The organism is Photobacterium alginatilyticum (genome assembly GCF_009910675.1).
Taxonomy (GTDB): domain Bacteria; phylum Pseudomonadota; class Gammaproteobacteria; order Enterobacterales; family Vibrionaceae; genus Photobacterium; species Photobacterium alginatilyticum.
Genome location: NZ_RSEJ01000031.1, coordinates 85,507 through 109,651, shown reverse-complemented (window position 1 = coordinate 109,651; position 24,145 = coordinate 85,507). Strand labels below are relative to the sequence as shown.

The following is a 24,145-nucleotide window of genomic DNA, read 5'->3' as shown; positions in this document are numbered from 1 at the left end:
CTTGGTCAAGAACTAACTGTGCGGCTTCAAGTTTAAACTCGGGGCTAAATGTTCTTCTACTACGTTTTGTCATTGTGTCACCTGTTAACTTCCGAGGTGATGATATCACCTCTAATCAGGTGGCCAAATTAACTATGCCACTTCACTTCAAACTCTTCGATAAATATCTTGAAACGCTTCGGTGTGTGAATGCTCTGCTTATATAAAATATATAGATTACCTTTCTCTGACCAATCACCATTAAATAGTTGTATAAGCTTACCAGTTTTTACTTTTTCACGAACTTGGTTTACTGGAATCAACCCAATGCCAAACCCTTCTTCAGCAAGATCGATTGCTATATCAATAGAGTTGGTTGTCATATCTCCAGTGACCTCAAACTGTCGTGATTGACCTTCTCTATTTGTCAGATTCCAATGACGTTCTACATACGGTGTGTTAGTTTGAGTAATGCATTGATGCAGTTCTAGATCATTAACAAACTTAGGTTCACCATATTTTTTAATGTACTTTGGTGATGCATAACAACATCTTTCGAAAGGTAACGACTTACGGCATACAACGTATTCATCATTTGGCCAAAATGGTGCAATCATCAAGTCGACGTCTTCGAATAAGTTCAGCGTTCTCGGTGTTAGTGTGTGAAAGTGAATTTGAATATTCGGATACTTTTCATGGAAATCAGACAAAAAATGCCTTGCCAGAAATCTTGCCATTGGATGTAAACAGCCAATACGCAATTGCCCACATATCCCTTTTCGTTCAATGTGAAGTTTCTCAACGGTATGCTCTATAAGCTCGAGAATTTGCCCTGCAGATTCTAAAAATGTTTCACCTTGCGGAGTAAGGCTTATGCTACTGCCACGACGAAACACCAAAGTAGCATTTAGACTTTCTTCGAGAGCTTTAATCTTCCGGCTTAGCGTTGGTTGGCTTACGTCGAGCGCCTTGGCTGTCTCTGTGTAGTTTAGTTTTTTTGCTAATGCACAGAACATCTTTACTGCTTCGATATCCATATTAATAACCTCATTCGACTGCTCGAATATATTACTGACTTTTATGTCAATTTTCCTCACTCATCACTAAAGCTGAAAAAATTTCGATACTTTCTTTGATCTCATATCAGCTATTCATTTTCTGAATAGCTGCTATTACCGACATGCGTATTGCCAATTTCATAACTCTATATAATTCGAAACAAATTTTAGTAACTACCCCATTAAGAGTAGGTCTATTTATGCAGTTAAAACACACTTTACTTTTTTCAGCTCTTGCTTTGTCTTCAGCGGCTGCCACCGCAAATACTTATATAACTCCCACTTTTTACGGTGACATCCTGGGACAAGTTCGTTGGGAAGATAATCAGGATTACCAATCGGAGATTCAGCGAGCGACTGCGGGAATAAAAGGTAAACACAAAACGGATCTCGTTACCATTCTGTACAAGCTAGAAGGTGAATATTCTGAAGATCTGACCAAAACAGCTCCCGAGGACCAAGACTTTGATATTCGCGTAAGCGAAGCCAATCTGGTCTTGGTCAACAAGAGCCTAGGAGGCATTTTCTTTGGTAACGGTACGACAGGGACATATAAAGATCTTTATTCGAGAGTAGATATCTTTGAAAGCAATAACATGCACCTGTCCAGCAATGTTGCGCTGTTTCGCCAGGGAAAAAATGGTAATAACCAACTGGCCTATATGACCCCAAAGTGGAACAACATCTACGCAAAAGTTGCTGTTATCAGCCCAAATAATAATAACGAACAAGATGTAGATATTTTCGGGCTTCGTCTTCTTTATGTGACTGAAAACTTTGACCTGGTACTTAACCGTGCACAAATCGATGAAAAGCAAATGCCAGGCAATCAATCAGAACCTTATGTTCGCTACGCACTGTCGTCGTCTTATACCACAGGCAACTTCTATGCTGGCGGTTTGGTCGAGCTTAACATCGACGATCCTCAAGGAGATAGCACCATTTATGGCGTTTCAGGAAAATATTCTCTGGACAAATTAACGTTCAAACTAGGCGCACAATACAAAAATTTTGAGGATGCATTAAAAGAGGATGAAACCTTGTACCTAGCAAGCGCAACCTATGCGTTTGATCAGCATTTCTCAACTTACCTCGAACTCGCTGAGTATGCGGAAGACGGCAAAGGCAACGGTGAAAACCGCAACGATAACATTAACCTTGGTTTGAACCTTAAGTTCTAAGGAAGCACAAAATGAACAAACTAGTGGCAATTCTAGGATTACTTTTTGCATTACCGGTATTTGCAGATGTCACCATCTCAGATTGTGTGATTGTCGAGCCCGCACCAGGTGTTAGCCGTACTGCGCTATTTTTTAACGCCGAGCTTAAGATAACAGATGAAGTAAAAGCAATGCGTACCCCTTCACCAGAAGCGATTCTAGGGGCAGATATTCCCGCGCTGTCCAACCGTATCGAGATGCACAAGACAGAAATGAAAGATGGTGTCATGAAAATGCAGCGAATTCCGAAGCTGTTTCTCAAAAAAGATGGCGTAACCAAACTTCAAAAAGGTGGTTTGCATTTCATGCTAATGGATTTACACAAACGTCCGGTGGCTGGCGAAACCTACCCAGTAACTCTGTGGTTGACCTACCTCAGTGATCAATCTTGTGAAGCGAAAGTGGTTAAAGCTTCTGTGTTAACCCAGAAACCTTAAGCGAGGGTAGGGTATGAAATTAATCCAACAAATTAAGCAGGTAAAGCGTTCCGTTCTGCTGGCGGTTAGCTTGGCCGGTGTGGCGGTTGGCCTTTTTTCCGCCTTGCCAGCTACCGAAGTGCTGCATGTCTTTAGCTCAAACGAATTTTGCGCCTCATGTCATACCATGGAGCCAATGGCCGAAACCTTTGCGCAATCAATCCACGGTGGCAACAATCAGCATGGTTTTGTGGCTGATTGTGTTGACTGTCACCTACCAGAATCGAATGTGGTTGAGGAACTTTGGGTAAAAGGTACATCGGGAACTCGCCATCTTTGGGGGGAATTTGTACTTGGTATGGATTCACTTGACTACGAAGAGTTGCACCCAAATCGCGCCGAGTATGTTTTCGATTCTGGTTGTGTTAACTGTCACCGCGGTTTGGAGGAGCGTGCAAAAGGTGCTGATGAAAACTCACTGGCATCTGATTTCTCACACAATCTTGCATTCAATAACCAAGACAACGATCCGTCTTGGAAATGTTCAGGCTGTCACTACGATATTGCCCATCCTAACCTAAAACGCAAGATGCGCTTACGTGAAGAAGAACGCATTCGTACAGTTATGGCGACGGAGGGCCTATAAATGAAACAATTGACTATATTACCGCTTGTAACTGGCATAATTTTGGCTGGCAATGCGTTCGCAGCAGAAGATATCGACAATGGCTACGGTGATTACACCATCAACCGTACGTTTGAAGATTTGAGAAACTCGCCTAAAGACATGAAAGCAGCGAAACGAATAGCGTTTGGTTGTTATTTAGGCTGTCACCGCCCTGCTAGAGAAGAAGTACCAGAGACACTAAGCCCGAAATTAGAAGGTTTTAATCCACAGTGGCTCTTGGATCAGTGGTTTGCGATGGACAATGAACGCCACGCAGGGATCTCTTCCCAGATGAAAGAGATTGTTTATGCTAACCCACCGCGCGACATGGCTTCTACTGCGATTCTTTTAGGTGCTCAAAAGATGAAATACAACCCAATGCCAGATGTATTAGAGAGCGAAGGGTTCAAACGTGGTAAAGAGCTTTACGACAAAACCTGTAAGGCCTGTCACGGAGAGCAGGGCGCTTCTACGCAGGAGAGCTTTCCGCCGTTGAAAGGACAGATGCCGACCTACCTCTATGAACAGATGTTGGCTTATCGCGATGGCAAACGCACCAACGGCGCGTCAGCCGGCATCATGGTTCCGTACGCTAAGATGCTATCTGAGCAGGACTACCGTGACGTAGCTTCTTATGTCTCAGGCCAACGCGTGAAACCGATTGAGAAAGAGGAGTTCATTACAGGTATCGGCATGCCTGCGCCAGAAGGGTTTAAGCTTCCTGATACAGGTCAGATTCAAAACTTTACCGATACTTTTGGCGAAGACTCTGACTATAAAGGCAACGAGCCAAGCTACACGATTTCTGAATCAGGTAAAGTGGTTATCGACAACAGCACTAAACTGATGTGGGAACGTGACTCGTCTCGTATCTGGATGACGGCGGTGGAAGGGCGCGAATACTGTCAAAACCTAGAGATAGACGGTTATACAGACTGGCGCTATCCACTAATGAAGGAATTGTTCTCCATCTCTGATATGGGGGAATTTCGTCCAGCGATTAATACCGATGTCTTCCTGAATATGCCACGTCAGAACTCTGATATTTGGACCTTCCCGACCAGTGACCGCCATGATCACGTTTGGCACGTTGGCTTTCCTGATGCACACATCATGGGTCAGCACACAGCATCAACCAAACTTGTACGTTGTGTGCGAGCGGACAATGACTCTGCCTACCACAACATGCAATACGTAGATAACGGAGATGGCACTGTTACAGAAAAAGTCACCAACCGTATGTGGCAGCAAAATATCGACTACGTAAAACGTAAATTCGATGACGCGCTTCAATACTGCCAAAATTTGGAGTCTGCGGGTTACGATGACTGGCGCACGCCAAACATCAAAGAGATGAATTCTATCGTTAACTACAACAAAGTGTCCCCTGCGATTGAGGAAGAGTTTTTCCCAAATACTCCGGTGAAGTCTTTTTTCTGGAGCAGTACTTCTGATACAGCAGGCCCGACGATACACGTACGTCCACTGCCACCACGTAAGAAGAACCAATCTCCAGAACAGTTAGATCTTCGTTTTACTGGTGATAACGAAGGTTGGGCACATGGTTACCTCACTGGCCAAGGTTTTGGTATGTCGAAAGACTCTGAGTTCTATACCCGTTGTATTCGAAATCCATAACCTAAGGTATGAAGCCCCTTGCGGGGCTTCTGTTCAGTTTGAGGCATATTATGAATAGATTTTTTTTGTTAGTTTGGACAACGGCGCTGTCTATTGGCACCGTCGCGTTTAATGCGAATGCGGATGTTCCAGGGCGCTATGACGATGGTGCTCGCTGGGCATTTATCTCTGATGAAGCCTCTGACAAAGTGGCGGTGATAGATACCTTTAACTTCTCTTATACCGATCAAATTAAGTTGAAAGCGCAACCTACCCATATTGAAGTGTCCGATGTACAGGATTTATTGGTTTATATTGATGGAAAAACCCCGATCGTTTATGTCTTCGACCTGGTAAAGAAAGAACATTGGGCAATGGGGGTTGCGAGCGTACCAAGCGAAATCGCTTTCCATTCAGACGAAGCGCAGCTCGCCGTTGCAATGAAAGATCGCATCGAAATCATCAAGCCGTTACAGCGTGAATACGTTACTTCAATTACCGATATCAAATCGCCATTCAGCATGAACTTCGATAACGGAGGGTACAATTTGTATGTCTCTGAAAGTACAAGTGGTCGCACACTGGTCTATCGTAACCATGACGGACAAAAGCGTTACATCGAAGTTGGCGAAGGCGCAGTATCTGATCTCACCCTCTCTCCAGATGCACGTTTAGCCCTAGCTTCACAATATAAGGATAATTCCGTTGTAGTTTGGGACTTATCGATGGAGATGGAATTCAATACCTTTAAATTCGACTCTACACCCTGGCGTCCCTACGTGAGCTCAGACTCTGAATATATAGTGCTTGCCAGTGAAAACGGCTCGGCACAGGTGATTGAATCTTGGGGGGGCGAAGTAGTGAAAGAGTTCAAGTTGACGGGCTCACCCAAATCTGTCCGTACGGGATGGATTGAAACCATGGGCATTATCGAGTCAAAAGGCGCGCTGGATATTTTCGAGCTTGCTTCTGATAAGCCTGTTCAATCTGTTCCGCTAAAACATAAGCTGAAAGAAGTGGTGGTGGTATCTGATTCTAAAACGTTGTTTGCAACACAAGAGGGGTCTTCCAAGCTTTTTGTTTTCGATATTCGCACTAACAAGGTTCTACATGAAATTGATACCCGGCTTAAAGCTCCGAACCTTTTAGTCATGGGTATTACCAACACCGTTTGCCATTAGAATAGCAAACTAAGGAATTGTTATGCGATTGATTCTCTCTTATCTTGCTTTTACCGCGTTTGCGATCACTATGGTCAACAGCGGAGCTATGGCTAAACCTCTCCAGTTTGAGCTTCAAGAGTACAACCTGGGTACGGTGACTGAAGAAAGCTGGTCGGGGCAATATCTTTTAATTGGTATTGGTTATACGAGCTGTCCTGATATTTGCCCAACAACTGTGATTGATCTAGCGACTGCGGTAAACGTGTTGGGTGAGGATGCTGATAAAGTCACACCAATTTTTATTTCTATAGACCCAAATCGTGACACTGTCACCAATATGGATATGTACGTCAAGTACTTCGACCCAAAAATGACTGGGTTAGTTGGAACACAAGATCAAATCAAAGTCGTTGCGAAGAATTTAAATGCGACCTATGGTTACTCACTCGAAGGCAAGCCTATTTATCCACCACTGCCAAAACATTATGAAGTATTCCACTCTGCATATATCTACTTCTACGGCCCAGATCGTGAACTGATTGACGTTTTTGGTTATGGCGAAGGCGGAGCAAAAATCGGACAAAGCTTGAAAAGGCATATCAATGAATAACTTCAAACAAGCTGTACTGATTAACTTAGCGTTGATTGTTAGTATACCTGCTTACGCAAGTAATTGTTCTACACCACAAGGGTTTGAGCAAAGCCATGCCCCATACACGCTAACGGAATTAACGGCCCCAGTGAGTTTAGTGAACTTATGGGCTGTATGGTGTCCGCCATGTCTTAAAGAGCTACCGGCATTAAATAGCATCGCCACCAGCAAGCACTTTAGGGTTGAAACCGTTCATATTGGGGATAACCAGGCTGCTATTGATTCTCGATTTGAGCAGTTGAAAATTCAGCGACTACCAAAAACCATCGAGCCAGATATAAGCACAATTAATAAACTAGGGTTTCAGGGGCTCCCTGCTACTTTAGTTGTTGTTGATGGTGTCGTGAAGTATCGCTATTCAGGCTATATCAAACATGAACCTGAAGTTATCGAACGTTGGCTAACTTGTTTAAGTGGGGAGTTATAGCCATGAAAGTAATACTCTGGATGCTGTTTGCATGCATTAGCTATTCAGCTCTTGCAGATGCAGAACTTGAATTGGGCAAACAGCTTTATATGTCTCCGGGTAAGGGGGGCTGTGCAACCTGTCACGGTGAAACGGGTAATGAACCTGTAATGCCGATGTATCCTAAAATCGGTGGACAGACAGAGATGTATCTGGTCAATCAGATGAAAGATTACCAGCTAAAAAAACGTAAGAATGGACTATTTATGTCAATGGAAATCGCAATGAAACACTACAGCGATGAGGATATTCGTTTAATTGCTAGATATTTAGCCTCAGGCAACTTTAAATAATAGATTATGTCTAGATGAGCAATTGAGATCCGGTTCCTTTAAATGTTGTATTCTCAGTTCGTAAATTATGGAATGTAATACGTAGAAGTGTGGCGGCTATAACTGTCTATACTAATGATCAACTTCATTATACGAGGAAAGACTCATGGCAGGTAACCCTTCCAATCAGTATCTTAAAATCAAAAAGCGTCACCCGGATTTACTCAATGCACTAGAGGCGCTTGGCAAGGCAACGAAGCTGGAAGGGCCACTGGATGAGAAATCAGCACAGTTGATTCAACTCGCGGCGGCAGCAGCCATTCGCTCTGAAGGTGCGGTTCATAGCCATACTAAGCGGGCACTAGAAGCGGGTGCAAGTGCCGAAGAAATACGTCATACGCTCATCCTGCTAACAAGTACACTGGGCTTTCCTTGTGTGATGGCAGCGCTGAGCTGGGCGGATGAGAAAATTGAGACTTTTCAGTCGACCGATCCTGACTGGGAAGTGTAGTTTGAAAACAAGAGACAACAAAAAACCCGCTGCATTAGCGGGTTTCAGGTGCATATCTGAAAAGAGTATGAAAAGCGCGTCGAGAGTTAGCTATTACAGGGTTCTGCTTCTCTCTCGTTGACCATGCTACAAGCCCAGAAACTTACATGGTTGCTACTCTTTCCCCTCATCTCAAAAGACCTATTGGCAGAAAGATACGCTTTCCAATATTCAGTATAGATCAGCTTTATCTAACGTCCAGGGCTTCGAGTGAAATAATACGCTGCCCATTCCCTTTAACAAAGAGTATTCTTTTGGTGATCTGCTGCTAAGTCATTGCATAATATACCTTATTTGCATAATGAGAGTTTACGCACTGAATTTAAAATTGCTCTGGTGAATGATAAGAGCTTCTGAGGCATTGCGTAGTTTGTAAATAGATGAGTGGTATGATTCAACAAGAACAACAATTTAATGACGCGCTATTAGACAAACTGGTAGCACATTTTGGGGTTACAAAGATTAAAAAGGATGGGGGATATATTCTACGTGATGGCAGTTTACTCAATTTGAATCGTTCTGATTTGAGTAATCGTCAGTATCATCGGGCAGTTGCGGAATTACTACCTAAAGAAATGCATGGTGCCTGTGATGAGATAACAATTGTTAACTTAATGACGGCGACAGGTATTATTCGCTATGAAGCCCGGGGGCGTGTGCATGTCGCAACAAAGCCAACTCAACCACAGCGCCGTAAGCTATTTGATATCATGAAGTACAGCGAGCATAGTTATCGCGTATTGGTATCGGATACCAATGCAGCTACGATTGGTGATAAGAATTTTAAATCACCGCAAGCACATGAGTTACTGCAGTATTTTGAAGGCTGTTTCAGTGGTAATCAACAGCAGTATCGGGATGATGAGTTTGGCATTAGCAAAGAGCAAGATGACATTATTTTTACTTTTCGTCCGGCACAACGTCAGATTGGGCGTTATCAGTCAACCTCTCAGACTTTTACGATAATCCCAGAGTTCGAAGGGTCCATGGCTTTGTTTAAAGAAAAAACTGCAAAGTTACTGCAAGAGGAAAGCAGTGTGGTTTGATATCAATATTTTCATAAGTTATCTGATATCTATTTAATGAAATATTGGTTTCTACACGCGAAATGAGGTTTATTTAATAGTAAAAATAACTCAGGGAGGCTACAAGTAGCCTCCCTGTTTATTTATATCAGCACAATCCAATATAATGATATGATCTTATATCACTATTAAATTAGTGCCTTTTATCATTTACTTTTGGCCATTCACAATAATAGAATGTGTTGACGATGATGTTTTTCCTTTGTCGTCAGTGACGGTTAACTGGAACTTGAGTGTGGTATTTACCTCAGGCGTCAATGCGTACGCATAGCTGCTCGACGGATAGGCCATTTTAACTTCAGGCCCTGCAATTTGACTCCATTGATATTTGGCAATAGAACCATCCGGATCTGATGACTTTGTTCCATCAAGGGCTGCCCATTGAGAGAAAGTGGCAACCTGCTCTTTAGCGACACTTGCAATAGGTGCTTTATTTCTATCTTCGTTTCCGGCTTTTACAATAACGGTTTGAATAGCTGAATCACTGTTTCCAGCTTCATCAGTAATTGTCAGCTTAAACTTGAGAGTGGTGCTGTAATCTGGCGTGATCGCGTAGGCATAGTTATTATCTGCATAATCAATCCGTACCTGAGGGCCTTGAACCTGTGTCCATTGATAGTGAACATTCGTGCCTTCTGCGATAACCGATTTTGTTCCATCTAACGTAACCCACTGGCGAGCAGGCGCAGTTTGAGTGTCACTGACTTTGGCGACCATACTGTTACCGCCAACAGCTATTTCCCCTTCATAAGCTGGTGCATTATGCTCTGTTACAGTCAGAGTCATTGGCTCGTTGGACGTCAGTTCAAAGTGCGCAATACCATTTTCGTCGGTTGTCATTACATGGGATTGACCTGACGTTGATACTAACGCTACCCGTGCATCTTTTAGTCTGTTGTCTCCGCTTTGGACAATCACATCGAATGAAGCGTTGCTTCCACTAGAAAGGCTATCAGGGTAGGTGACGGTTAATGCCTGAGGGCGTTGGGTACGCAACTCTAGCTCAGGATCGCCAAACCAACTAAAGAAACGAGCCGTTGAAAGTGCTGTACCACTGGTTCCGTAATGGTTAAACAGACGGTGCTTGGCACGGTTCATAGCCATAGCCGGTCGCCAGGATACAGGATAAATGTTACTGGACCAGTTGCCGTCGTAATCATCCCAGAAGCTATCCATAATCGCAGCATGCATCAAGTCGTTGTAACCCGAGTAGCTAACCCGCGCAGCACCTGTAAAACCAATGGCACCGCCATTGGGGTTGCGCATCCAGGATTCTGCAAATGAATCTTTGCCGTCAAACCAGCCAGTTGCACAGTTCAGGCTAAATACTACCGGTGACATGTTACCATTGGCCAGCGCACTGACTTCGGTAGCGGTATAGTGCGGGTCTGCCCAGCCGGAGCCGTTGCCATATCCATGATCTCGGTGCAGTACGAGGCCAACACCTTGGTTAATGGCATCAGATATTTGAACATGATTACCATTGCCTTGGTTTTTCCAAGCCTGCGGAACTGGGCTTGGGGGAGTAACTCTGGCGCTACCGTAATCCCAGCCACCATATTTCAATTCTTTAGATAAATCGGCGTCCCACTGCAGGGCGGTATGGATTTGATAGCCTTTATTGAACAGGTCGCCAGGTCCACCAAAGAAGTTATAGTCAGGGCCCAGGAAGTCAGCGACTCGATGTAGATCTTCCATGAACATCCTATCAGCAACTCTGTTACCGCCGTTGTCCTGATATTGCCCGGCAAGTAAAATATCATTATAGCGATCTGAATCGACCGGCGTTTTTTCGTAGCTTAAGGTACGAGCGACCATACTGGTTATTTGGGTTTCAGTATCGCCAGGGAAGCGACCCAGAACCAAGTCAGGATACTTATCATCACCATCAACTAACGTATATTCGAAGTCAGTATGCCATTTATGGTTCTTGCCGTGGTAGCCGTGACCAACAATTTCCCAGCCTGGAATATCTTCGTGATCGCCAACAAACAAGACGTAAGATGTCATTGTCCCCGCGCTGTAAGCATTGGTTATGTAGTTCTTTATTTGCTCTTGTGTATTACCGGTTTCTGTGACTGTCGCAACGTGGACGTTGTAGCCTTTTTGGCGTTTCCATGCAGCAAGAGGTGCTATTGCGTCTTTGAATCGATCTGCGGTAATGATTAAGTAATCTGCTTTTTGTGCTGGCGTTAAGGTAGCATCATGTTCGGATTGGCTTGATTCAAAAGCCGGATCCGTTGCTTGGTTTGCTTTGGTACGAATGTCAATAACCGAGTCAGATGGAGCATCAAACCCTAGGTTGTCACTACGCTTAGATTTAGACCCGTTACTTTCAGGAAGCGTGTAGTTGACATGAAAGCGGACTTTTTTCGCGAAGCGGACAGTTTTTTCTACAGGGCTAAACTCAATCGGTCGATAAGATATCACAGCGTAACTTTTGCCACGAACACGGACAGTTTCGACAACATCCACTGGTTGTGTTTTGCTATCTGTGATCAGTCCATAAGCTGCTTCATCTTTCACGAAAGGCATGTTTTGATCAGGACGAGTCCCATCCATTTCGACAACATCAGGGAAAGGCAATTGAACAGGGTCTACGATGGTATCGGTATATGTTTCTGACCACTCAATATTGTCTACAACGATATTGAGCTGGGCGCCATCAGGAATACGGATTAATTGCCTATACCCGGTTAAATTCGGTTTTCCCGGTTCGGCAGGACTGCCGCCATCTGGCAATATGATGCGATCATATATATTGCCATCAGCCATCTTTACTTTAGCCATTGTTAGTGATGTTAGCTTAGCCTCAAATATTGCTCTTTTGCTATCAAGTGTCATTAGCGAAAAGTATTTGCCTGGCTGTGCTGATTCTACAGTAGGAGCGACATCAATGGGTTGCTCAAAGGTGATGACTCGCTCATTGAAAAGAGAAGCATCAACGTGTTTGACGGCAATTGCGGAATGTGAAAATAGCGCGAGGGTTATGAGGAGCCTCGTTTTATTCAGCTTCATTATATACTCCTGTATGAGTTGTGTTTAGGATAGGTAAAAGTGCTGCAAATAATGCAGTTGGATTAATGTTTTAAATGCTTATGTCGGCTATTGACAATATTGTCTTTAATTACATGTGTAACTTTTCACTGACTTTAATTTGTTATGTTTGATAAGCAACAGATGAATCACCGCAGGGTGATTATCAATTACTATTTATTCGCACGCTTATATCTCCATTTAAATGGATGAGGATTAAGAGTGTGAATAAATATCCTTATAAGTTATCCACCAGTTTTATATTGAGGTAACTATTATTTGTTGTTGATTGCTTTGTTATTTGTCGGCTTGCCTTTAATTGATAGATTAATTAAATGGTTCAGATCTTATGGCTGGTTTATATATACCATGAAATTAAAATTGCGCCGCAAAAAATTGCGTGTGTTAGATTGGTTTGTAATACAAATTTGACATTACTCGCAGAAATATTTGCTTATGATTTTATCAGTTGTTCGTATGGTGACACTTTTATAGGAGCTTACTCCAATCGGACCCATGTTGCTGCTACCCTTAACTGTTGTGAGGAGGGAGAAAGCACTTGAGTTACAATTAAAAAGTTGTACTTCATACGAATAAGTACGCTAAATTATTAAGATTAAAATGATAAATATAATGGGGACAGGGTTTGTTGAAGTATTGGGTGGGGCTTATCTGTTGTATTCCGGTGATTGCTTTTGCAGGTACCTTGGCAGAAGGCGAAGATGAGCTGAGAGACGTTGTCAGGGAAAGCAATTCTAATGGATTTATCTCCGTTGATGATTTAAGGGTAAAGCGGGATGGAGAGCAAACATGGGGCATAGCCGCGGTTGTGCGTAATGCTTCAATACCCTATGCCACCGAACAGGTTGTTGAAGACTCAACAGTATCGACTTTTGTGCCGATGATGTTCTACCGCGGTGATCGCTTCTTTCTTAGCGGTACTGAGGGAGGGGTGAACCTGTTTCGTCAGGATGAGTGGGAGGTGAATGCATTAGTCCGCATGCATTTTATTGATATACCGTCTTCGTTTCAGAATCAGATTGGTGGTGACACAGGGGATATTGGGCTTCAGCTTAAGTATCAGTTTGATGACAACCTCTATAGCGAATTGGAGCTGTTAACGGATCCCGATGGTAGGATCAGCTCTCAGGCGTCTGTTGGTGGTATATACAGCTATGGTGACTGGCGTTTTAGGCCAGAGGCATCGTTACTTTGGAAAGAGTCCGATTATAACAGTTATTATTATGGCCTGACGCTGGAGTCTATTAATGCCGGTGCGGATTTGAAACTTGGTGCTTCAGGAAGTTACCATGTCACCTCGAATCTGTATCTTCTGGCTGGTGCTCATGCCACTTACTTTGATGGCAACATTCGTGATTCAGAAATCGTGAATTCAGATTGGCAGGGTGAGCTTTACCTGGGCTTTGGATTCTTTAATGATGCTAACAAGCCCAGAAAGTCATCCTTAAGTAATTCTCCCTACTTACGTGTGGCGCATGGGTGGGCAACGCCTTCTAATATCGGCGAAATCTTTTCTGGTAACCGGGTAAAAGATGAGTTCGATAACAAGTTAACATCACTCTTCTACGGACATCCGTTAACTGATGAACTGTTTGGGCTCCCGCTCGATATTTACCTTACTCCGGGGTTTGTCTGGCATTGGAGCTCTGATGTTCAGAGCTCCACCCAAGAGTATGTTGTCGCAGTCAAAGCCTATTATACCGTTGAGTGGCCTGTAGAGTGGCGTTTTGGCGTCGCGGAAGGTTTGTCTTACGTTGACAATATAACGTATATAGAACAAAGCGAGATGGATAGAAAAGGTTACGAGCCAAGTAACTTGCTGAACTATCTAGACTTTTCATTTGATGTGAATTTAGGCGATTTATTTAACTATAAGCCATTAGACGGGGTATGGTTAGGTTACAGCTTGCATCATCGCTCAGCCATTTTTGAAAGCGCTTCGCAGTTTGGACGGATCAAAGGCGGTAGTAATTACAACACAATTTATCTGCAATTTGATCTTTGATTGATGCTGAGATTGTTGTTTAACTAGGCAGGGCCCGGAGATTGTTTTACACTTCGGGCCGGCTAAAAGGACACTAAAGTCGATCTGTTTTTCTGGTATCTAGATGTCTGTCAGTATGGGTAAAGAATGAGACATTGCGCTTACTTAATTTTGGTGCTTGCTGCACAGGCTGTGAATGCTTCACCCGATAATCAGGCTTTTCTTAACCTTATTAGTGATGACCAGAAGATTCCCGTATCGTCTTTGATATATGATAGTCCGGCTAGTGAGGTTGACTGGGGGCAGGGGCTTTTCTCCGATCATTCGGTGCAGAGCAAACCGAAGTTCTATCGCATGGTATTGCGTTACTCTCAACACTACAATGTACCGGCGGACTTGGTACTTGGCATTATTAAAACCGAATCTAATTTTAACCCTGACGCAATAAGCCACAGAGGTGCAAAAGGGCTGATGCAGTTGATGGACATGAACTCCCGTCACTGGAAGATAGACCCATTTTCGCCCGATCAGAATATTAAAGTCGGTACTGCCATGATAGCTCGCCTGTTGGAAAAGTATGACGGTAATATTGAACTAGCGTTGGCAGCTTATAATGCCGGGGAAGGTTCGGTTCGAAAGTATAAGGGTGTCCCTCCTTTTAAAGAAACACAGCAATATATTGTCAAGGTGAAGAGCAGTATGAAGTCGTTTGCGTCTATAAGCCCGCCTGTGGTTTCGTTTCCATCACTTTTTCATCACTGATATGTAAAAAAGTGAACAATAACCTTAGAGTATTTACCGATAAAAAACGACAGGCCATGAAGTGGCCTGTCGAAAAACAGTGGAAATTCAGGAGTGCGCTTAATTAGGCTGTTAATTGCTCGAGTTCAGATTTAGCGTCAGCGATTGCTTTAGTTGCAAATTCGTCACCCATCGCAAGGGCTTCGCCATAAACAAACTCAACATCTGTAAGGCCAACAAAACCGAGAATCGTCTTAAGGTATGGAACCATCAGATCGGTTGCCCCGTCTTTGTGGATACCACCACGTGTGGTAACAACAATAACTTTTTTGTCAGTTAATAAGCCAACTGGACCTGTTTCTGTGTAAGAGAATGTCACACCGGCACGTGCAATCAAATCAAACCAGTTTTTAAGCTGTGTTGGAATGGTGAAGTTATACATTGGCGCAGCGATAACCAGCGTATCACTTGCTATTACTTCCTCTATCAACTGGTCAGAGAGAGCCAGTGTTTCTTTCTGGCGAGCAGTCAGGTTATCGCCACCGCGAAGGCCGCCAGCAATTTCACCATCAAGAACAGGCAGGGGATTCGCTGCTAGATCACGTTCGATAACAGAGCTAGTTTTTGTTTCCCAGGATGCGATTAAGTGATCAATTAATGCGTTTGACTGAGAATAATCGCCTAGAATGCTTGATTTCAAAACAAGTACGTTTGACATGGTAATTTCCTTTGCGCTTTGTGTTGGCTTGAGACTCACTATATTGACTGGGAGATGATGAAGATAGCGGAAAAAGTCGTCCAAGTTGTTCGAAAAACTTGAATGGCAGAAAATGCTAAATGATTATTAAAAACTTTCAATGCTTTACGGTTTCTATGGTGGTTATTTTTATCGTGTTGCTGTGTGCTTTTGGGGGTGGGGCTCAGACAGTGTTAGAAAAAATTGTGCAACATACTGAGCATAGCGTTAAAAATGCTGTACATATCTGCCTGGTAATGTGGTTTGACGGCGAAATTGCAAATTGAAGACAAAAAATAGCCCGAAACGACTCCTGTCTCGGGCTTAGGGGAATGGCTCGTGAGAGCCTTGCGCTAACTGGTTAGTAAATGGAGATCAATTACACTATCAATGGTAGTTCAAGCAGTACAATTTGCCAGTTTAAGCACTGAGAATGTCATTCGCCTCTGACACTGCTGCCATATATTATTGATGTCATTTATATTGTGCTGAAAGTGATGCTTTATCGTTCGCAGCGTAATACCAGTTAGATATCGAATAAATTGTTGTCACGGACTAATTCGCGAGGGAGGCCGTTCTTGATTCGGTTACCGACCCATTTTCCGATACCAATAGGGTAGTCTCGATATGTGACGATGACCTCACCTTTACCAGACAGGTCTTCAGGTCGAATATCACGTCCCATAAACCATTCTTTCGCTTGTTCGGAAGTCAGGGCAATCGCGACCGTTTCATCACCGGTGGCCAGTGACATAATGGCTTCATGTTGCCAGCGGTACCCTTTTTTGTGCTGTTCAGCGAGCTTAATGCCAATGCGTTGGAAACGAATCTCACCAAGCAGGTTGCGCAGTTTAGCCGGGAATAACCACACTTCTTTATCTCGAAGCCATACCTCGCTGTCCTCAGGCAAGTTGATATCAAGATCAGCTTTGATCGTTTTCGCAATAGCTTGCTGGTCTTGGCTCTTGGCAAGGCTAAACGGGAATTTGCCCATGCGCTTTTTGACTTTTGGCGATTCGACGGAATACAGTTTTCGGATCCGGGCTACAAAGAAACCTTCGCTGTCGAAAATTTGAGGGTAAACGTGGAGGAAACCGTCCTCCGTCAGCGCTTTGTCTGCTCCCTCAAAGAGCGTATCTAACGGTTCAAATTGTACGGCATCGCCGAAGGTATCTTTTAGATAATGGCAGACCTGTTGGTTTTCACTTAAATTGAGGGTGCAGGTTGAGTAGACCATCACACCACCAGGCTTTAGTGCCTGGAAGCCGCTGACAATAAGGTTGCGTTGTACTGCTGCAATTTCTTCGACTGACTCAAGGCTCCAGTTTTCCATTGCGTCATCGTCTTTACGAATCGCGCCCTCGCCTGAGCATGGGGCATCAAGCAGGATAGAATCAAAAGACTCCGGTGCCCAGCCACCAAATACGCAACCGTCAAAGTGGGTTAGGGATGCGTTGTACACACCGCAACGTTGCAGGTTGGAGTGAAGCACCTTGATACGGCTAGCGGCGAGCTCGTTTGCAACCAATGCCCCTTTGTTATTCATTGCGCAGGCAATCTGGGTTGTCTTTGAGCCGGGTGCTGAAGCCATGTCCAGCACACAATCAAGCCCATCGTTGTCTTTTAGCAGAGCGGTGACCGGCATCATTGAACTGGCTTCCTGAATGTAGAACAGCCCGGCCATATGCTCTGCAGTGTTGCCTAGAGATACTGTCTCTTCATCTTCTCGTTCTATCCAGAAGCCTGTCTCACACCAAGGAACTGGTGTCAGCGTCCAGTCTTTATCAGCGACGCGGGCCAGAAAGTCTTCCACACTGATTTTAAGCGTATTTACCCGGATGCTTCGGCGTAGTGGCGTTTTACAACAGGCAATAAACTCATCCAGATTCAGGTGTTCTGGCATGATCTGACGAATTTGCTCAATGAAGGCTTCAGGGATGTGGATATTAGGATGCAAGGGACTATCTCGTTTAACTAGCAATGAGCCGAGATTCTATAACAAAGCCTATAAATAATCGATGATTGCAACGAGTGGGTTAGTCTCAGTCTTTGTGAAAGCACCAATTAACGACAAAAAAAGGAGCGCAATGCGCTCCTTTTTAACTAACATGCTTTATTTGCGAAATGCAGTCTTGCTAATGGCGCGGTATTGCGGTTCGCCATGTTTTCCATTCAGGCTTGGCTTGTTTGTTCAACAAGAAGTGGGTTTCCGGCTTGGCTATTGAAGACAGCGGTTGTTTTTCTGGGGTGGCAAAAGCTATACCGCCGCGTATCAAGCTGTCGACTGTACCGGATTGCACGGATGCACCTGTTAGCCCGATAGTGACATCAAGACCGGAGACATTCCAGAATACGGTGTCGGTGCGAACAAGGTGGCTATACTCTTCTTCAACCTGAGCTTCCAGAATGACACGATCAGCCAGCTCACCTAACGAGACCTTTACAACCTGGCCGACCTGGATGTCGCGATAAAGAAGCGGAGTTCCTTCGTTAATCGAGCTTCGCTCTTCACTCTCCAGGATAACCGTTAAGCCTGATTTGGCGATTTCAGCGGTTCCCAGTTCGAAGGTTTGCGAGTAATGGCCATCGCCAGGTGCCACGGCGATATAGCTGCTCAATAATGTATCCAGGTTCTTGGCACCGGTCAGGCTGATTTTTGGCGTAACGACCCAGAAGTAACTGTTGGACTTGGCCAGCAGCTCCGCATACTTGGGGAATAAGCGAGCTGTAATTTTAACATTGCCCGCTGTAAAATCGGGGGTCGTCTCGATAACCTTGCCGACATTGACGCCCTGATAGCGGATATCTGAATTGACGGAGATGGCTTTGGCATTGTCAGCCGTCATCGTGATAAGCAGGCCAAAGCCTTTGGCATCTTTGAGGCTAGGGTAGAGCTTATATTGTTTACCTGCTTTGTTTGATACACCTGCAAGTTCGTCGAAGGCAATGCCGCCTTTAATCAAGGTGCTGATTGGATCTGCTTTGATATTTACACCGTCTAGGCCGGCTTCAACTTCAACGCCTGAGCGGTTCCAGAAAACGGTATCTGGTTTGATCAGATGGCGATACTTGTTGTCAATGGCGATAGAAATAGTGACGCCGTCACGCGATAGGGCGTAGCTCTTCACCTCACCAACCTGCAGGTTTCGGTAAAGGATAGGGCTGCCTTCTGATACTGGTGGAAGCTCATCAGCAAACAAGGTTAGTTTCGCGGTGCCGTGCAGGCTTTCGGCAGCCAATTTGGCGAGTTGCTGATTCTTATACAGCGGGTAGCTTTTTTGGATCTTGGTGCTACCAGCGCTGGTAAAGCTGATATTTTGGCTGATCAGTTGATCGGCAGGCGGTACATTTACATCCAGGCCTTTGGAGCTAAGGCTGGCCTGAATCCCACCATCAAGGTAGAAGCGACTAGCAGAGCGAACCAACGAGGTGTGTTCAGGCATAACGATAACATCGAAGCGAACACGCTTGCCTTCAAGTTGCACTTTCTTTATCCGGCCGACTTCAATACCGCGGTGCTTAAGTTTTGTGCCGCGCTCTATTCCATGACTGCTGTCGGCGTACAGAGAGAAGTTGGCAACACCAGGTTGCTGTTCCTGTAGTTCATCTTGAGTGATGGCCTTAAACTGGCGCGCTTTTTCGCCTTCGCCTGGTATCAAGGTGAGGTAGTTGCCACGGAGCAGGTTACCGATATTTTTCACACCGGTTAGAGAGACTTCAGCTTCTTCAAGCAGCATCCGAGACCCCGTCGTCAGCAAATCGCTCATACTCGGTTCTATTGCTGCATGGGCGACAATCTTTTGTCTTTCCTCGTCTAGTCGTAGCGCAGAGATCTGTCCAATTTCCAAACCTCTGTAGATGATCGGCGCTCCTGTGGTGCTGATATCATTACCGTCAGGCAGATCGATGGTGATAGCGATGCCTCGGCCTGCAGTATTCAAATCAGGGTAAAGGCGGAACAGGTGGTTGGGCTCAATGGCAATGCCCTCATCGGGAGAATCAAAGGCAATCGCACCACCAATCATCGCGGACAGGCTTTCAAACTGGACATCAATGCCGTTGAAGCCGACATTGGCGCTCATACCACTCACATTCCAGAAGCGGCTTTTGTTGGTGACCAGCTCGGCAAACTGAGGCTTGATCAGAATGTCGATCAGTACTCGTTTTCTGTTATTGCTGAGCGTGTAGTTATAGACCTCACCCACAGGGATCTTTTTATACAACACCTGAGAGCCAATACTGACGGAGCCAAGGTTTGGTGCCCGTAACTGTATTTTAAGCCCCTGTCCGAGAGGGGTATCAGACGGTTGGTTGTCGAGGGCGGAGAATTCATAGGCTGCTTTACCTTCTCCGGGCTGCAGGGCAATGTAGTTGCCCGATACCAAGGCATCGAGACCGGAAATACCGGTGATTGACGCTTTAGGCTTTACCAGCCAGAAACGAGTCCCTTCTTTCAGAACCTGAACCGCTTCAGGGTAGATGTCCGCTTCGGCATATATGCTTTGAAGGTCGTCCGAAAGGCTTACATCACGCACTATACCAACTTCCAGGCCCTGATAACGGATAGTCGTACGTCCCGCAGTTAGGCCTGCAGCATCATTGAAGTGGATTTTAATTCGTTGTCCGGCTTCATTGACAGCCTTAAAGACGAGCCAGCCGGCAAGGACAAGCGCAAGTAGCGGGAGGATCCATAACGGAGATATTCCTCGGTCGCGCTTGATATTAACCGGTTCTGGTTGTTGGTTATTTTGTCCGTTGTTCATAGTTGTCCCATATCAGACGAGAATCTAAGCTCTCTGCTGCAAGCATAGTGAGAACCACCACTACCCCGAAGGCAATTGCTCCCGGACCGGGTGTAAAATCAAGAAGTTGGTCGCGGTCGATTAAGGCTACCATAAGGGATATCACAAATAGATCCATCATCGACCATTTTCCGATCCACTGTACGACTCGATAGAGTTTCATACGGTGAAGGTGGTTAATTTTTCGTTTGAATTGGATGGCCAAAAGCAAATAGGCCAAACCCAGAATCTTGGCGACCGGCACAACGATACTGGCAATAAAGATAATAATGGCGATGCCTGTCATATCTGTTTTTACCAGGGTGGCTACGCCAGAGAAAATCGTGTCTTCAACCCGTTTGCCGTTATTCAGAAAAATAGATATCGGAAAAAGGTTTGCAGGGAAAATGAAAACTGTCGCGGCAATTAGCAGTGCCCACGTTTTTTGAATGGAATGAGGCATACGGAGATACAGTGGCGATGCACAACGAACGCAGGTATCGGTATGAGCCTGGGTAAGGTGACAAGTATGGCAATGGGCCTTTAGCTCATTCGGTTTGTGCTCTGTCTCTGGCTGCCAGGCTTCCCAGTAACGGTTGACACTGATGCGGGTGATAAGCAGCGACATCAGGACCTGTAACAGGATTAGTGAGTACAGCCCAGGGCCGACGTAAATATCTGCATAGTCTTGAACCTTGAAACAGGATATTGCCAGGCTGACCAGAAAGACATCAAACATCGCCCAGTATTTTAGGTGTTCGATAATCCACACCGAGGTGCGAAAGAGCTTGAAGCGTCTGAACTTTAATCCGGCTTGCGCGCCAAGTACCGATAAGCAGACCAGCAGCGGTGCTATGGTACTGCAGAACAGGATGAGTATGGCAACAGCCGGAAAGTTAGAGGCGAGCGTAATCGTTCCGGAGGGAAGGGATGCCGGGATCATTACCCCGAAGAGGCGAATGGTAATTAACGGGAATACATGCGCCGGAATAAAAAGGATTAAACATGTCAGGGCAATGGCCAGCTCACCAGTAAAGTGAAAATGCCCGCCGCGATAGAGGCGTGTATTGCAGCGCGGGCAATAGGCACTTTGTCCCTGAAGGGCGACCTGAGGCATAACAGGTAAGTCGCAACCGGGGCAGAGTCTTGCCATTGACATGGTTGTTTAATCCTTTAAATAGATCAAAAACTAAGCAGTTTTTAATCGGGGTCGTAAAAAATGAACACTATATTATTTTACATTCAATCTGGCTACAGGTAGTTGCTCATTAGCTGTTGAACTATCAGCAGATTGTACCGAGCCATATAATGTTTGATACAGGCCCTCTTCATTCACTAGCTCAGAATGAGTGCCAGTTTGACTTACCTGACCATCTTCGAGCACGTAGATTAAATCAGCTTCCTTAACCGCAGATAAACGGTGTGCCACAATCAGTGTGGTCCGGTTGGCTAAAAACTGATTAAGAGCAGTATGTAAAGCTGCTTCAGTGGCGGTATCCAGTGCCGATGTAGCCTCATCCAAAATAACAAACTCAGGGTTAGCGAGAATCATCCGGGCGATAGCCAGCCGTTGACGTTGCCCACCTGAAAGGCGAATGCCCTGACGGCCGATTTCTGTATCCAGGCCGTCGGTCAGGCGTTGGGTAACATCGGCCATTTGGGCTATTTCAAGTGCCTGCCATAGCTCCTGATCACTAAATTGCGCTCCCAGGCTTAGGTTGTGTCTCAGGGTGTCATTGAATAGCACCGGGTGCTGTAGCACAACGGCCATTTTGTTACGCAGCGCCTCGTAACCCACATCTTCAATGGGGCAGCCATTAACAAAGATGTCCCCATGATCTTTTTGGTAAATCCCCAATAACAGCTGAATGAGCGTTGATTTACCGCCGCCTGACGAGCCAACAAGTGCAACACGTTTGCCGGAAGGAATCGTCAGGTTAAGGCCCCGAAGGACTTCTTTGTCTTCATCATAGGCAAAATGCAGATCATGCACATCGATTTGAAGCGCTTCACCCTCGTTGAAAGGATTGACTTTCGGGGTTGGTCGAACCTCTTCTTCGAGGGCAATCAGGCCATTTAGGCGTTGCATGGCTGCAGAGGCACTGTACCAGGCAAACTGAATTCCAAGCAGCTCCTGAACCGGACCGAGCATGAACCATAGGTAGCCAAAGACAGCAAACATCTGGCCAATGGTTAAGTCGCTAAACAGCACCATGAGCATCGCCATTGCCCTGAACAGCTCGAAACCAATAAGGAACAAAAGGAAAGATATCCGTCCGGCGGCTTCCGACTGCCAGGCATACTTGTCGGCATCATGTCGAATGTCGTTGGCGCTCGACTTTAGTTGGGTAAGAAAATCCCGTTCGCGGTTGGCGGCCCGAAGCTGATAGATCCCATCAAGTGTTTCGACCAGGCGTTGCTGGAATTTTTCGAAAGCCTGGTTTTCTTTCTTCTTAAGGGTTTTAACTCTGTTCCCCATCATCTTGGAGGCATAGATGACAACAGGGTTGACCAACAAAATGAACAGGCCGAGTTGCCAGTTCAGCCATAGCAGAATAGCAGCAGTACCTACGACGGTCAGTAAGCCAATGAGGAAACGGCTTAAGGTATCTCCGACGAACTTATCGATAGTTTCGACATCGGTTATAAGGTGTGAAGTGATTCCGCCGCTACCTCTCTCCTCGTATTGGCGCATGCTGATCCGACCAAGTTTGTCGATGAGATGCTGGCGCATTTTGTAGGTAATATCTTTGGCAACTAGCGTGAACTGGCGACTTTGGAGAATATTCAACGCCTGGCTGCCTGCCCGCATTAAAACAACAAGGAGAAGAACAAGGAGGATGTAGGCGGTTGATTGCTGCAATGATTCAGGCAGAAAAACGTTGAGAAATTGAATCCCGCCAGCCGGCTTGTCCAACAAAATTTCATCAACCATCAAGGGCATCAGCAGCGGGATAGGGACACTGATTAACGTAGCGACCAGCGCGATGATATTTGCCGCTACCAGTCTGGGGCGGTGATGTTTTGCTTGCTTTATCAGCCAAGACCAGTTAATCATTTGATTCGAATTGCCTTTCACAGTGATAATGATTCCTATTACTAATGAGGATCGCCATTCTAACGGCTATAAAAGGAGTAAGCCATGGATAATAAATCAGCATTTTACAAACGACTCACTAACCAGGCGGTTTCACTGATCGAAGGCGAGCCAGATCTCATTGCTAATATGTCTAATATTAGTGCCTTACTCTATATGGAGTTAGAAGATATTAACTGGGCTGGTTTCTACTTTCTGAAAGGTGACCAGCTTGTACTTGGACCATTTCAGGGTAATCCGGCTTGTGTACGTATTCCCGTTGGCCGTGGTGTATGTGGGACAGCAATTGCAGAAAATCGTGTTCAGCGTATTGCTGATGTGCACCAGTTTGAAGGACATATTGCCTGTGATGCTGCGAGCAATTCTGAGATAGTGATCCCGTTTACTGTAAAAGGGGAGCTATATGGAGTGTTGGATATTGATAGCCCAAATTTATCAAGATTTGACCAATCTGACGAGGATGGACTAGTAAGTTTGGTCGAGGAACTACAAAAAAGGCTCTAATTGCATGCTTTCGGTGGTTTTTCAGCATTAGGTAACTATAATAGCGAGACTATTTCTTTTTGATCAAAGTACTAACGGCGAGTTTCACTCGCATTTGTCA

The 24,145-nt window shown here is 45.1% G+C and carries 20 protein-coding genes; 13 read left to right on the top strand and 7 right to left on the bottom strand.

All coding sequences use genetic code 11. The annotated features are described in order from the left end of the window. Positions 1 to 128: 128 nt before the first annotated feature. Positions 129 to 1,016, bottom strand: coding sequence for a LysR family transcriptional regulator (locus EIZ48_RS23725; protein ID WP_160657249.1), 888 nt, complete (start codon positions 1,014 to 1,016; stop codon positions 129 to 131). Positions 1,017 to 1,237: 221 nt separating this feature from the next. On the opposite strand from EIZ48_RS23725, the gene EIZ48_RS23720 reads away from it, so the two are divergent. From EIZ48_RS23720 to EIZ48_RS23675, 10 genes are all read left to right on the top strand, one after another. Further along, positions 1,238 to 2,218 (top strand): porin, encoded by a 981-nt coding sequence (locus EIZ48_RS23720; RefSeq protein WP_160657246.1) that lies wholly within the window; start codon positions 1,238 to 1,240, stop codon positions 2,216 to 2,218. An 11-nt stretch (positions 2,219 to 2,229) separates the two neighbouring features. Further along, positions 2,230 to 2,694 carry a copper chaperone PCu(A)C gene (locus EIZ48_RS23715; RefSeq protein ID WP_160657243.1) on the top strand — a complete coding sequence of 155 codons (465 nt, stop codon included), beginning with the start codon at positions 2,230 to 2,232 and terminating at the stop codon, positions 2,692 to 2,694. A 13-nt stretch (positions 2,695 to 2,707) separates the two neighbouring features. Further along, a complete protein-coding gene (locus tag EIZ48_RS23710; protein WP_160657240.1) occupies positions 2,708 to 3,319 on the top strand; it encodes a cytochrome c3 family protein in 612 nt (203 codons plus the stop codon). After that, on the top strand, positions 3,320 to 4,978 hold the full coding sequence (locus EIZ48_RS23705; RefSeq protein ID WP_160657237.1) for an Lcl domain-containing protein: 1,659 nt from the start codon (positions 3,320 to 3,322) through the stop codon (positions 4,976 to 4,978). Positions 4,979 to 5,028: 50 nt separating this feature from the next. After that, on the top strand, positions 5,029 to 6,138 hold the full coding sequence (locus EIZ48_RS23700) for a YncE family protein (RefSeq protein WP_160657234.1): 1,110 nt from the start codon (positions 5,029 to 5,031) through the stop codon (positions 6,136 to 6,138). 22 nt (positions 6,139 to 6,160) lie between these two features. After that, the gene (locus EIZ48_RS23695) at positions 6,161 to 6,730 is read left to right on the top strand and encodes an SCO family protein (protein WP_160657231.1); all 570 of its coding nucleotides are present in this window, start codon (positions 6,161 to 6,163) and stop codon (positions 6,728 to 6,730) included. Further along, positions 6,723 to 7,199 (top strand): TlpA family protein disulfide reductase, encoded by a 477-nt coding sequence (locus EIZ48_RS23690; RefSeq protein WP_160657228.1) that lies wholly within the window; start codon positions 6,723 to 6,725, stop codon positions 7,197 to 7,199. The genes EIZ48_RS23695 and EIZ48_RS23690 overlap by 8 nt, the downstream gene beginning before the upstream one ends. Before the next feature lie 2 nt (positions 7,200 to 7,201). After that, positions 7,202 to 7,531 carry a c-type cytochrome gene (locus tag EIZ48_RS23685; protein WP_160657226.1) on the top strand — a complete coding sequence of 110 codons (330 nt, stop codon included), beginning with the start codon at positions 7,202 to 7,204 and terminating at the stop codon, positions 7,529 to 7,531. 145 nt (positions 7,532 to 7,676) lie between these two features. Next, the gene (locus tag EIZ48_RS23680) at positions 7,677 to 8,021 is read left to right on the top strand and encodes a carboxymuconolactone decarboxylase family protein (RefSeq protein ID WP_160657223.1); all 345 of its coding nucleotides are present in this window, start codon (positions 7,677 to 7,679) and stop codon (positions 8,019 to 8,021) included. A 428-nt stretch (positions 8,022 to 8,449) separates the two neighbouring features. Further along, on the top strand, positions 8,450 to 9,106 hold the full coding sequence (locus tag EIZ48_RS23675) for a hypothetical protein (RefSeq protein WP_160657220.1): 657 nt from the start codon (positions 8,450 to 8,452) through the stop codon (positions 9,104 to 9,106). 189 nt (positions 9,107 to 9,295) lie between these two features. Here the strand turns inward: EIZ48_RS23675 and EIZ48_RS23670 are convergent, their stop codons facing one another. Next, the gene (locus EIZ48_RS23670) at positions 9,296 to 12,163 is read right to left on the bottom strand and encodes a C25 family cysteine peptidase (RefSeq protein WP_160657217.1); all 2,868 of its coding nucleotides are present in this window, start codon (positions 12,161 to 12,163) and stop codon (positions 9,296 to 9,298) included. A gap of 784 nt (positions 12,164 to 12,947) precedes the next feature. Here EIZ48_RS23670 and EIZ48_RS23665 point away from each other — a divergent pair. Both EIZ48_RS23665 and EIZ48_RS23660 read left to right on the top strand, forming a co-directional pair. Beyond that, the gene (locus EIZ48_RS23665; RefSeq protein WP_338046944.1) at positions 12,948 to 14,207 is read left to right on the top strand and encodes a MipA/OmpV family protein; all 1,260 of its coding nucleotides are present in this window, start codon (positions 12,948 to 12,950) and stop codon (positions 14,205 to 14,207) included. A 126-nt stretch (positions 14,208 to 14,333) separates the two neighbouring features. Beyond that, on the top strand, positions 14,334 to 14,948 hold the full coding sequence (locus EIZ48_RS23660; protein ID WP_240153076.1) for a lytic transglycosylase domain-containing protein: 615 nt from the start codon (positions 14,334 to 14,336) through the stop codon (positions 14,946 to 14,948). Positions 14,949 to 15,051: 103 nt separating this feature from the next. Here the strand turns inward: EIZ48_RS23660 and EIZ48_RS23655 are convergent, their stop codons facing one another. The 5 genes from EIZ48_RS23655 to EIZ48_RS23635 all read right to left on the bottom strand — a co-directional run bounded on the left by EIZ48_RS23655 (position 15,052) and on the right by EIZ48_RS23635 (position 23,502). Next, entirely contained in the window at positions 15,052 to 15,645 is a 594-nt protein-coding gene (locus EIZ48_RS23655; RefSeq protein ID WP_160657215.1) for an FMN-dependent NADH-azoreductase, read from the bottom strand. Between the two features lie 544 nt (positions 15,646 to 16,189). Further along, a complete protein-coding gene (gene rsmF, locus EIZ48_RS23650; protein ID WP_160657212.1) occupies positions 16,190 to 17,620 on the bottom strand; it encodes a 16S rRNA (cytosine(1407)-C(5))-methyltransferase RsmF in 1,431 nt (476 codons plus the stop codon). 178 nt (positions 17,621 to 17,798) lie between these two features. After that, the gene (locus tag EIZ48_RS23645; RefSeq protein ID WP_160657209.1) at positions 17,799 to 20,426 is read right to left on the bottom strand and encodes an MlaD family protein; all 2,628 of its coding nucleotides are present in this window, start codon (positions 20,424 to 20,426) and stop codon (positions 17,799 to 17,801) included. Continuing rightward, positions 20,407 to 21,603, bottom strand: coding sequence for a paraquat-inducible protein A (locus EIZ48_RS23640; RefSeq protein WP_160657206.1), 1,197 nt, complete (start codon positions 21,601 to 21,603; stop codon positions 20,407 to 20,409). The genes EIZ48_RS23645 and EIZ48_RS23640 overlap by 20 nt, the downstream gene beginning before the upstream one ends. Before the next feature lie 72 nt (positions 21,604 to 21,675). Then, a complete protein-coding gene (locus tag EIZ48_RS23635; protein ID WP_160657203.1) occupies positions 21,676 to 23,502 on the bottom strand; it encodes an ABC transporter ATP-binding protein in 1,827 nt (608 codons plus the stop codon). Positions 23,503 to 23,586: 84 nt separating this feature from the next. On the opposite strand from EIZ48_RS23635, the gene EIZ48_RS23630 reads away from it, so the two are divergent. Continuing rightward, positions 23,587 to 24,045, top strand: coding sequence for a free L-methionine (R)-S-oxide reductase MsrC (locus EIZ48_RS23630; RefSeq protein ID WP_160657201.1), 459 nt, complete (start codon positions 23,587 to 23,589; stop codon positions 24,043 to 24,045). Positions 24,046 to 24,145: the final 100 nt, after the last annotated feature.